The sequence below is a fragment of the Streptomyces hygroscopicus subsp. hygroscopicus genome, assembly GCF_001553455.1.
GTDB classification, from domain to species: Bacteria; Actinomycetota; Actinomycetes; order Streptomycetales; family Streptomycetaceae; genus Streptomyces; species Streptomyces hygroscopicus.
Map to the genome: position 1 here is coordinate 1 of NZ_BBOX01000222.1, position 9,158 is coordinate 9,158.

The 9,158-nt window shown below is 71.2% G+C and carries 7 protein-coding genes, 1 tRNA gene, 1 other RNA gene and 1 pseudogene; 3 read left to right on the top strand and 7 right to left on the bottom strand.

Translation table 11 applies throughout. The features are described 5' to 3' along the window. The 6 genes from AXW62_RS22595 to AXW62_RS41280 form a co-directional block, all read right to left on the bottom strand. On the bottom strand, nt 1–1,242 hold a 1,242-nt coding region (locus AXW62_RS22595), incomplete at its 3' end, for a DNA polymerase III subunit gamma and tau (RefSeq protein ID WP_159060939.1). Nucleotides 1,243–1,317: 75 nt separating this feature from the next. Beyond that, nucleotides 1,318–1,412, bottom strand: an RNA gene (ffs, locus tag AXW62_RS22600) — signal recognition particle sRNA small type. 293 nt (nt 1,413–1,705) lie between these two features. Beyond that, on the bottom strand, nt 1,706–3,247 hold the full coding sequence (locus AXW62_RS22605) for an MFS transporter (protein WP_079115735.1): 1,542 nt from the start codon (nt 3,245–3,247) through the stop codon (nt 1,706–1,708). Between the two features lie 294 nt (nt 3,248–3,541). Beyond that, entirely contained in the window at nt 3,542–4,693 is a 1,152-nt protein-coding gene (locus AXW62_RS22610) for a lysophospholipid acyltransferase family protein (RefSeq protein WP_252368686.1), read from the bottom strand. Between the two features lie 167 nt (nt 4,694–4,860). Then, nucleotides 4,861–5,709 carry a phosphatidate cytidylyltransferase gene (locus AXW62_RS22615; RefSeq protein ID WP_306305064.1) on the bottom strand — a complete coding sequence of 283 codons (849 nt, stop codon included), beginning with the start codon at nt 5,707–5,709 and terminating at the stop codon, nt 4,861–4,863. Further along, on the bottom strand, nt 5,706–6,395 hold the full coding sequence (locus tag AXW62_RS41280) for a CDP-alcohol phosphatidyltransferase family protein (protein WP_079105732.1): 690 nt from the start codon (nt 6,393–6,395) through the stop codon (nt 5,706–5,708). Before AXW62_RS41280 ends, AXW62_RS22615 begins: the two co-directional genes overlap by 4 nt. Before the next feature lie 496 nt (nt 6,396–6,891). On the opposite strand from AXW62_RS41280, the gene AXW62_RS22625 reads away from it, so the two are divergent. Then, nucleotides 6,892–6,976 (top strand) — tRNA-Ser (locus tag AXW62_RS22625). A gap of 237 nt (nt 6,977–7,213) precedes the next feature. Here the strand turns inward: AXW62_RS22625 and AXW62_RS22630 are convergent. Continuing rightward, the gene (locus AXW62_RS22630) at nt 7,214–7,828 is read right to left on the bottom strand and encodes a helix-turn-helix domain-containing protein (protein WP_079115737.1); all 615 of its coding nucleotides are present in this window, start codon (nt 7,826–7,828) and stop codon (nt 7,214–7,216) included. Between the two features lie 61 nt (nt 7,829–7,889). On the opposite strand from AXW62_RS22630, the gene AXW62_RS22635 reads away from it, so the two are divergent. Both AXW62_RS22635 and AXW62_RS22640 read left to right on the top strand, forming a co-directional pair. Beyond that, a complete protein-coding gene (locus tag AXW62_RS22635; RefSeq protein WP_060946133.1) occupies nt 7,890–8,837 on the top strand; it encodes an alpha/beta hydrolase family protein in 948 nt (315 codons plus the stop codon). 81 nt (nt 8,838–8,918) lie between these two features. Further along, nucleotides 8,919–9,158 (top strand): annotated as a pseudogene (locus AXW62_RS22640) (CPBP family intramembrane glutamic endopeptidase); the annotation flags it as partial.

Sequence of the window (9,158 nt, forward strand, 5' to 3'; positions counted from 1 at the left end):
GACACCACCGCCGCCGGGACCGACACCACCGGTACCGACACCACCGGCACCGGTACCGGCGCCACCGCCCAGACCGCCCGCGAGGGCCCCGCGCTCCAGCCTCTCCAGCCGCGACTGCACCGAGCGCTCATCGTCGAAGGCGGCGGGCAGCAGCACCCGGGCGCAGATCAGCTCCAGCTGGAGCCGTGGCGAGGTGGCGCCACGCATCTCCGTCAGACCCTCATTGACGAGATCGGCCGCCCGGCTCAGCTCGGCGCCGCCGAAGACCGACGCCTGCGCCTGCATCCGCTCCACGACATCGGCCGGGGCGTCGATGAGCCCCTTCTCCGCCGCGTCCGGCACGGCGGCGAGGATCACCAGGTCGCGCAGCCGCTCCAGCAGATCGGCGACGAAGCGCCGGGGGTCGTTGCCCCCTTCGATCACGTGGTTGACGACCTCGAACGCCGCCGCGCCGTCGGTCGCCGCGAAGGCGTCCACGATCGAGTCGAGCAGCGAGCCGTCCGTATATCCGAGCAGCGAGGTGGCCATGGCGTAGGTCACACCGTCGTCACCGGCGCCCGCGAGCAGCTGGTCCATCACCGACATCGAGTCCCGCACGGACCCGGCCCCGGCCCGCACCACCAGCGGCAGCACCCCGTCCTCGACCGCAATCGCCTCGCGCCCGCAGACCTCCCCGAGATACTCGCGGAGCGTCCCGGGCGGCACCAGCCGGAACGGATAGTGGTGCGTACGCGACCGGATCGTCCCGATGACCTTCTCCGGCTCGGTGGTCGCGAAGATGAACTTGAGGTGCTCCGGGGGCTCCTCGACCACCTTCAGCAGGGCGTTGAACCCCGCCGAGGTGACCATATGGGCCTCGTCGATGATGTAGATCTTGTAACGGCTCGACGCGGGCCCGAAGAACGCCTTCTCCCTCAGCTCACGGGCGTCGTCCACACCACCGTGCGACGCGGCGTCGATCTCGATCACGTCGATCGACCCCGGTCCGTTCCGCGCGAGGTCCCGGCACGACTGGCACTCGCCGCACGGCGCCGGGGTGGGGCCCTTCTCGCAGTTCAGGCAGCGGGCCAGGATGCGCGCGCTGGTCGTCTTGCCACACCCGCGGGGCCCGCTGAACAGATACGCGTGGTTGACCCGGTTGTTGCGCAGCGCCTGCTGCAACGGGCCGGTGACATGCTCCTGCCCGATGACCTCCGCGAAGGTCTCGGGACGGTAGCGGCGATACAGCGCGAGGGACGACACGCTTACGACGATATCGGGGCCCACAGACAACCGGACGCCACCCGCACCCCCACAGGCCCCCAGGCCCCGTAGACGCGAAGGGCCCCCCACGTACCCGCCAGAGCCCACTTACCCTTGCTGCCTTCCGGCCCTGGGGGAGTTCGGTGAGATAGCGCCACGTGAGGGGCTGGCCCCCACCTTAGCGGATCGACCGGGGTGCGAACGACTTCCCGGGTGCCCCTTCTGGTCGTGGACCGTTTCCGGCTTCTGGTGGTGGACCGTTTCCGGCCAGGATTCGGCCGAAGGCCGGTGGGGCCGCCGCGGGCGGGACAGCCACGGGTGGGACACCCGCCAACCGGACAGCCACAGGTGAGACACCCGCCAGCCGGACAACCACAGGTGAGACACCCGCCAGCCGGCCAGCCGCGGGTGGACAGCGCCCCCAGACCGACAGCCCCCGATCGGACAGCCGCGGCAGGCGCCGTCATCCGGCGGTGGCGTCCGGCTCGCGATGGGTGGCGAGGTACGTCACAGCGCTGATCACGGGGATCACGGCCAGCACCCACCAGACACGGTGGTAGTCCCCCAGGATCGTCGCGCTGGTCGGCGTTCCCAGGACGGCCACGAACACGCTGACGCCGAGCAGGGCGCCCAGCTGCCGGAAGCTGTTGTTGATGGCGGTGCCGACACCGAAGCGCTCCGGTGGCAGCGCCTTCGCCGCCGCGCTGTTGAGCGTGGAGAGGGCCAGGCCGACCCCGATGCCGTTGAGCACGAGGGTGGGCAGCCAGTGCGCGGCCCAGTGCGGCGAGGCGCCGGTGCGCAGGGCGAGAGCGGCGGCGCCCGCGGCGTAGAAGAGGGCGCCGGTGACGAAGACCGGGCGGTAGCCGAATCGTTCGGCCAGCCGGCCGGCCAGCGGGGCCACGAGCGCGGTGACGAGCGCGCTGGGGCTGACGGCCAGCGCGGACTTCAGCACGGAGTAGTGCCAGACGTTCTGCAGGAACAGCAGGCTGGAGAGCAGCACGGCGAAGAAGGCCACGGAGAAGACCAGAGTGGCCACGTTGGACGCCTGGAAGTTGCGAATCCGGAACAGGCCCAGGTCGAGTGCCGGCCGCACGGCATACCGGGACCGGCGGATCAGCACCGGGATCAGGACGACACCGGCCACCGCGGTCACCAGGACACGCGGATCGTCCCACCCCAGGCGCGGGCCATAGATGACGGCGAAGCTGAGCAGGGCGGGCGCGGCAGCGCTCATGGCGACACCGAGGGGGTCGGGCAGACCTCCGTTCCGGGAGCCACGGGTCTCGGTCAGCAGGCGTGCGCCCCAGGCCGCGGTGAGCAGGCAGACGGGGACGTTGAGCAGGAAGACCCAGCGCCAGGTGGTGTACTCGATCAACAGCGCGCCCAGGGTCGGGCCGATCGCGGTGGCGACGGCCGCCATGGCACCCCAGGTGCTGATCGCCGTGGCCCGGCGCTCCAGGGGGAAGGCGGGCAGGAGAAGCGCCAATGAGGCCGGAACGATGACGGCGCCGAAGACGCCTTGGGCCGCCCGTGCGGCGATGAGCACGCCGAGCCCCGGGGCGAGACCGCACAGGGCGCTGCTGAGCGCGAAGCCCACGAGACCGATCTGGAACAGACGCTTGCGGCCGTAGGAGTCGGCCAGTTGCCCGGCCGGGATCAGGAACGCGGCGAAGACCAGGGTGTAGGCGTTGAGAACCCACACCAGGCGGGTGATAGCGGCGTCGAAGCTGGTGCTGATCGTGTCGAAGGCGACATTCACGATCGTGGTGTCGAGGAAGACGATGAACACGCCCAGGCTGGTCAGCGCCAGGATGCGGCGGGCGTCCGCGTCCGGAACGGACGGCCCGGACAGCCCGGACGGCCCGGACGCGACCGGGTCCGTCGCCCGCGGGGTGGAAGGGGCGGACGAGGTGGAAGAGGTCGAAGAAGTGGACGGAGCGGAAGAAGCGGAAGGGGCAGACGGGACGGGGGCGGTGGATGTGGATGGAGTGGACGGGTCGGACATCGGCGCGCGTCTCCTCATATGGCTGTCGGGGTCGTCCTCATACGGCTGTCGGGGTTTTCCTCATACGGCTGTCGGACCCGGCGGCCCACGCACGCCCCGTCGGCAGGACGCACGTCATGACGCACGCCAGGACACACGCCGTGGGCACGCCAGGGGGCGCCAGAACGCACGGCAGGGGTGGTGCGCCAGAACGCACGCCAGGGGGCACGCCAGGGCGGCGCACCAGGACGCACGGCAGCGGCCGCGCCAGAACGCACGCCAGGGGCCGCGGTGACCGGCCGACGAGGGTAGGGATCATCGCCACGCGCTGATGACCAGCGCGAACAACGCGGTGAAGGCCGCCCCCACGAAGATCAGGTACTGCGGGAAGAAACGCCGCCAGCGCTGGCTGAGCACGCCGATCAGCGTGAGCACGAGGCCGACACCGACGATGCGCTGTCCCCGGGCGGCCGTGGAACGCAGCACCCACGCGTCCGCCGGGACTCCGGCTCGCCCCGCCTCGGCCGCGTACACCTTGTAGGGGATACCGCTGGCGGGCTGGTGCCGTACCGCGCGGGCGCCCTCCAGCCGGATCTCCTTCTGCGCCGTGGTGTGCATGCGTGAGGTGGTCAGCGGCTGGGGCAGTTCGACGGAGGTCCCGGAGTACAGGGCGAGCGCCACCAGACCACCGGCGACGCTGGCCACGGCGGCGCTCACGGTCAGCCGCAGCCCCGCCCTGGGCGCGGCGACGCACAGGACGGCGAGCGCGAGCTCCGGCAGCAGCGGCCAGCTCAGCGCCTCGGTGAAGGACCAGGCGGCGACCAGGCCAAGGCCCCGCCAGGACAGCGCCAGCCGGGCGATCCGGCGCCGGACCCGGCTGTCGCGGGGCCGGCACTCGGCGAGGAGTCCGAGGACCGCGGAGCGGGCGGTGTCGGCGTCGGGGGCCGTCAGCGGGCGCCCGATCCGCACCCGGACGGCGTGCGGACGCAGCCGTCCGCCTTTGGGCAGCAGTCGCGCGGTGCCGGACAGGGCGACGGGCACCACCGGCACCCCGTTGGAGACGGCCAGTTCGACCGCGCCCCGGCGGAACTCGCCCACGTCACCCCCTTCGCCCCCTCCGCGGGTGCCTTCGGGAAAGACGACGACCGCGTGTCCGGCGCGCAGCATGGGACCGGCGATGTCCTGGAGGTCGGAGTAACCGCCGCCGTGGCGGCGTACCGGAAAGGCGGCGGCCAGATCCGAACACACCAGGCGGCGCACCCGGTTCCGGAACCAGTAGTCGGCGGCCGCCGCCACCCGGGGAGCACGGGCGGCGCCGAGGGTGGCGAGGAGCACCGCCGTATCCGCGTGCGAGGAGTGGTTGGCCACCACCACACAACCGCTCTTCGGCAGCTTCCCCTTGACCGTGAGACCACCGGTGAGGAAGAGGACGGTCCGCCAGAACCGCCGGCGCAGCCACGCCGCCACCAGGAGACGGAACGCGGGCCGTACCCGCCGTCCAGCGGCCTCCGCTCCACCGGCGGCGAGCCGCTCGGCCCGCGCATCGCCCTCCGTAACGCCCCCGGTATCGCCTCGCGTATCGCCCCCGGTATCGCCTCCCGTCCTGGATAACGGTCCGGTCGCCGCGTTCTTCGTCATGGCATGGCTCCCAACAGCAGAAGAGTCACGAGAAGCGAGTCGATGCGATCGAGGAGCCCTCCGAACCCGGGCAGCCAACGGCCCGCGTCCTTGACCCCGGCGCCTCGTTTGATCATGGATTCGAGCAGGTCGCCCAGTGCGCAGCCGCACAGCACGGCGAGCCACCGCAGCGGGGTCCAGGCGTCCATGGCCCACAGCGCCAGGCCGGACAGGGCGCCGGAGCCCACCACTCCGCCCCAGGTCTTGGCCGGTGAGAGCGCGGACAGCGGACGGCTCAGGGGGCCTGAGCGGCCCAGCGCCCGCCCGCCGCACCAGCCGCCCACGTCCGCGAAGGCCACGCTGACGCAGATCGCGATGGCGAGGTCCCCCAGGGACACCAGCCCGGTGAGGGCGACGGGCAGCCAGACCAGACCGAAGGTGGTCCTGGCCACGCGGCCGGCGCCGTGGACCGCGTCCTGGCCCACCAGGGGCGGCAGCGCGGCGGCGCAGAGCAGGACACCGGCCGTGGACAGGGTGAGCAGCCCGGGGCGCAGCCAGGCGGCGAGGGGGAGGAGCACTCCGGCGCACAGCAGCACGGCGCCGTCGGCGCGGCGCAGGCCCACCAGGCGCACGTACTCGAGGGAGCCCACCACCGCGAGCCCGGCCGCGAACAGGGCGGCTCCGGGCGTGCCGAAGGCCAGCGTCCCGCAGACGATCAGAGAGGTGACGCACCAGGTACGCCAGCGACGGCGCAGTTCGACGTCGGGGACGAAGAGAAGGGCGAGGCCGCTCACCGTGAGCGTCCCGGCGAGGAGCGGTACGGCCCGCACCATCTCCGGCGGAAGCGGGCCCGCGAAGGGGATCACAGCCGACCGCTCAGAGGATCGTGATCACGGCCCTCGCCGCCACGCCCGCTGTCGCCGACGCCGTTCCCGCCCTCACGATCACCTTCACCACGGCGACCGCTCTCACCGTCAAGGCGGTTGCAGAGCACCGCGACCTGGAACAGCCGCACACCGGCGGTCACTACCGAACCGACGATCACCACCAGTGCGGCGGGCGCGTACCACCCGGAGGCCGCGGCGACCGCGGCGACGAGACAGCGCTCGGTCTTCCCCATCGGACCGCCGTTGATTCTCCGCACCCCGGCCGCGGCCCCGGCAATGGAGATCCATGACGGCGCCGAACTGGCCAGCAGTGCACTGAGGACGAGCGGAAGCGATATGTGCGGCAGAAATCCGAGAATTACCAGCAGATCCGCCGCTCGATCACCTATTTCATTGAGCAACGAACCCAGACGGGTCTGTTTTCCGGTTTCCCTGGCAATGGAACCGTCGAGATTGGCGCAGGCCAGCCGAGCCGTCAGGAACACCACAACGGGCACGACGGCCCAGGGAGCGGGCACCATGGCAAAAGACGCCGCGGCAGCACCCGCGCAGAGCAGCCCCGCAAAGGTGACCGAATTCGGAGAGATATCGCTCCGGATCAACCTCCGCCGGAGCAGGGTTAATCGGCGGGCGAACCACGGTTTAAGCGCGTACAGCCCATTCATGGCGAGACCATAACAAGCGGGTGAACAAATCAACACCGCTTTCCCCGGAAGCTAGGGAACGCACCAGCAGCACACCTTTGTGCCGCTGGTGAACGCACCAACTGCAGGTCTTACAGCGCTAGTGAATACACCAGGGTCGACGCTTTTCAGCCACCCCGATTCCCCGCTTCCGCACCACCTTTCCCCACACCGCGGCGCCCCGGCCCCCGCCAGATCCGCGAATGGACGGCGGGCCGGTTCGATCCCACGACTCGCGCTTTTCCCGAAGACGCCCACGCCGGACCACCCGCCCCGCACCCACATCCGGCGACCACCCACCCCGGCCGGAAGCCCCAGACAACTCCCCCCGACCACCACCGCGAAACCCGCCCGGTTTATCGCGATTCCACCGGACATTACCCCTCCCCGACCGACAATGTGGCTTGCCCCACAGGGCCCGCGGTACGCGCCACCGGCCGTGTCAGGGCACCTCGCCGAGTGGGGTAGAGTGTTCCACGGAGGATTCGCCTAGAGGCCTAGGGCGCACGCTTGGAAAGCGTGTTGGGGGCAACCCCTCACGAGTTCGAATCTCGTATCCTCCGCAGCCGCCCACCAGGGCATACGAAGGGTCCGGACCGATCATGGTCCGGACCCTTCGTGATCTTCTGTCTCGGTTCCCGTCTCAGCTCGGGTCGGCACGACCCTGCCCTGCCGGCCGGTCACCACCGGCGACGAGCAGGGCCCCACCGCTGTTCTTCGACGCGGTGAATGGCGCGCCCATCCGCGAAAGGTGCGGTCACGGCCCGCCCTGTTCACCGCGTCGGCGGCCAACAACTGCCTCAGCTCTCACTCGCGGTCTCGTCGCCGGGGCCGCCTTCGGTTGCGTCGGTCGTGCCGGTCCGGGGGTCGGTCCGGGTGTCGGTCTCGGCCGGTTTGTCGGGTACGAGGACGAGGCTGATGATGTGGCGGGTGCGGCCGTCGTCGGGGGTGGTGTGGGTGCGGCGGGCGACGACGGCTTCGATCTCGTCGACGAGTTCGGTGAACTCGTCGTCGGTCAGCATGACCGCGCCCTGCCGGTAGAGGACGCCTTCGCGGGCGGGTTCGGAGTCGTCGCGGGAGAGGTAGCGGTCGAAGTCGGCCATCACGGCGCCGGTGAAGACGGTGAAGGCCCGCCGGTGGTCGTCCTTGGTCATGCCGGCGCGGGCCTCTGGGGTGACGAGCGCCTTGTCCTGGCGGACCCGGTAGCTGCGTTCGACGGTGCCGCGAATGGGCTTTTCGCGGACCACCTCCAGGATGCCCGCCTGGGTGAGGGCGCCGACGTGCCGGTACATGGTGGCCGGGGACACGTCGGGCAGCCGGTCGCGGAGCTGGGCGGTGGTCAGCTCGTCGGCGCCGAGCAGCGTCTGCAGGATGCGCAGCCGGACGGGGTGGAGGAGAAGATTCGCGGTTGCCATAGGAACGATGATCTCACATCTGATAACGTTCTCGTGGTTGAGAGCAATGAGAGGCGGAGCCTTGCCTGACATCGACATGACGGTCACCACGGAGAACGGGACCCCCCTGGCCGGCACCCTGACCCTGCCTCCGGGCCCCGGCCCGCACCCCGCCGTCCTGCTCCTGCACGGCTCCGGCCCCCTGGACCGCGACGGCAACACCCGTAAGGTCACCATGAACCTCGGCCGGCCACTGGCCGACGCCCTCGCGGCGGCGGGGATCGCCACGCTGCGCTACGACCGGCGGGGTGTCGGTGCCACTCCCGGTGCCTGGCGGACCGCCGGCTTCGTCGACAACCGTCAGGACGCCGCCACCGCACTGCGCGCCCTGGCCGACCATCCCGCCGTCCGTCCCGACGCCGTCGGCGTCATCGGCCACAGCGAAGGCGCCCTGCACGCCATGGCCCTCGCCGCGCACCACGAGGTGGCGGCGGCGGTGCTGCTGGCCGGTTACGCCCGCCAGGGCGTGGACGCCCTGCGCTGGCAGGCCCGCTCGGTCATCCAGGGCATGCCCGCCCCTGTCCGCCTCCTGCGACGGCCTCTCGGGGCGCTGGGCGCCCTGCTCCTCACCCGGATCAAGAAGACTCGTACGGACGTGGCACGCATCGCCGGAATCCCGCTCAACGCCCGCTGGATGCGCGAAAACCTCGCCCACGACACCCGCGACGACCTCAAGTCCATCCACGCCCCCGTCCTGGCCATCACCGGCGACAAGGACATCCAGGTCGACCCCGCCGATCTGGAGGAGATCCGCCGGCTGGTGCCCGGCCAGACCGAGATCCACCGCGTCCCCGACCTCACCCACGTCCTGCGCCAGGACCCCGCGCACCACACCCTCCGCTCCTACCGCCGTCTTCTGCGCGGCCCGGTCGACCCCGACCTCCTCGCCCTCGTCACCACCTGGGTCGCACGCCAACTGGACGCGACGGCCGGGGAACTGCCCGCCGAAGGGCGAACGGCCTCCTCCTGATCCGCGGGCGCCCACGCGCCCGCCCCCACGCAGCCGAGCAGACGCACCGGACACAGACACAGACACGACGGAGGGATTGGCATGAGCACCTCATACCGCGCGACCCCCGCCACCCCCGACAGCCGTCGAGGCGATCTGATCCTGTTCATGGCCATCGCCTTCGTCGTGAGCTGGGCCTCGTGGTTCACCGCGGTGGGACTCGGCGGATCGGCGACGAGCGCCCCCACGGCCGCGCCCTATCTGTTCGGTGCCTTCGGTCCGCTGATAGGCGCCCTGGTCATCCGGATCCGCCGCGCCCGACGCGGTGAACCCGCCCCCGAA